Below are 1,063 nucleotides of genomic sequence, written 5' to 3'. Positions count from 1 at the left end.
TTTGCGAAACATGAAAAACAGAAGTATTGAAAAGTATTTATTTAAAAAGTATCTTTATAGTAATTAGTACCACCCCACCACGCCAAAGCCAGTTTTCGAGTTTTGCCCAGCCTCTTTGCCTTTTAGCCTTTCTCAGTTCACTTTGCAATGCCACATTTTGCGCTTGTAGCTGAAGGTTTGAATTTGCATATAATTCAAGTTTATACTCCTTTCGTATGCTGATTTCCTGTTGCTTGCGGCTGATGGCTTCCAAGCCCTTAATTTGCTTCTCCTGAATGGCTGATTTTTCCTTTACTAAATCATAATCTTTCAGGTCGGTATTTATCAAACCTATCAGGCTGTAATATTTACTTAATTCTTGGGTCGTTAGCGTATCGCTTTGTGATTTCGCCGTAATGCTCACGAACTGACTGATTAAGAGTATTACGGGCATTTTCCAGCCGCAAAGAATCAATCTTTTGAAGCCTTTCGACCAATTGAACGTTTTGTTCTTGCAAGGCTTCAATTTGCTTGTGTAGTTCGTGTATTTCTGCCGAAATATTGCTTTGTTCCGTAGTTGGCAAAGGTTGTGTTTCAGTATTATTTGAAAATACTGTACTGGCCAATATAATGAGGGTAAACCCAAGTAACATAAAAGCAAAGCCAAACCAATATTTTTTAATGTATTGCGTAACATCTTCCATCTGATTTTAAAGGGTGTCTATATGGTTGGCAATTACATACGCGGTTGATGTTTTCCGCTTCTTTAGGCGTACGCCGTCGGCTCCTGTGTTGGCATCACGTAGCACGCTACCGCTGGCCGATGTGTTGCCGCCAATGCTGATAAAATAATCTTCTCCCCATTCGTACAGAATTTCAATATGCCCGATGTTTCCGGCCGTGAATTTGTAGCCGATTAAATCACCTTTCTGTGGTTTGGGTTTGATTACTCCATATTGAAAGTTTTTACGCCAAACAATCCGCTTAGGGTCGTCGAACCAATCCCTTGCACGGGGTGAAAAACGCACCGAATGTGCCACCTGACAGGTTTTGTAAACGAAGCTGACAAAATACCCACACCACG

General features: G+C 40.9%; 3 protein-coding genes. All 3 read right to left on the bottom strand.

What is annotated here, in order from left to right; genetic code table 11:
• Positions 1–37: 37 nt before the first annotated feature.
• Positions 38–403, bottom strand: a complete 366-nt coding sequence (locus WAA15_RS24435; RefSeq protein ID WP_337045471.1) for a hypothetical protein — start codon at positions 401–403, stop codon at positions 38–40.
• Positions 348–683, bottom strand: a complete 336-nt coding sequence (locus WAA15_RS24430) for a hypothetical protein (RefSeq protein ID WP_337045470.1) — start codon at positions 681–683, stop codon at positions 348–350. The genes WAA15_RS24435 and WAA15_RS24430 overlap by 56 nt, the downstream gene beginning before the upstream one ends.
• A gap of 6 nt (positions 684–689) precedes the next feature.
• On the bottom strand, positions 690–1,063 hold a 374-nt coding region (locus tag WAA15_RS24425; protein ID WP_337045469.1), incomplete at its 5' end, for a hypothetical protein.

This window comes from Emticicia sp. 17c (genome assembly GCF_037153985.1).
GTDB lineage: Bacteria > Bacteroidota > Bacteroidia > Cytophagales > Spirosomataceae > Emticicia.
The sequence above is the reverse complement of the archived record's forward strand: the minus strand, read 5'-3'. Positions and strand labels throughout refer to the sequence as shown.